The following is a 348-nucleotide window of genomic DNA, read 5'->3' on the forward strand; positions in this document are numbered from 1 at the left end:
CAAGTAATATTAAAGATGGAATTGCCGATTTCTTCGACATTCACTCTCCAAGTCGTGTGGCATATGCTTTGGGTGAGTTCGTAACAGAAGGTCTTGCTAACGGTGTTGTAGGCATGACTAAATATGCCGTTAAAAAAGCCCGTACACTTGCGGAGTCTGTAATGGATGGTTTTGCAGCACTAAAAGAAGATATCGTTATGGGTGACTTTCTAGAGGGTAACCTTGTTAGCGATACACTACAAAATCAATTCGCGAATTCTAAGCGGTTTGTTAATGATCTAGTACAGGTTAATCCTACCCCCCAACAAACTAGGTATAACGCACCGAAACAAGAGCAACAAGTTAAAA

At 40.8% G+C, this 348-nt stretch carries 1 protein-coding gene; it reads left to right on the forward strand.

The window, feature by feature from the left end; translation table 11 throughout:
• A partial coding sequence (locus tag KVT37_RS31980) for a hypothetical protein (RefSeq protein ID WP_217578992.1) occupies positions 1-348 on the forward strand: 348 nt, incomplete at both ends.

It is taken from the genome of Mesorhizobium sp. GbtcB19, from assembly GCF_019091085.1.
Taxonomy (GTDB): Bacteria; Pseudomonadota; Alphaproteobacteria; order Rhizobiales; family Rhizobiaceae; genus Mesorhizobium.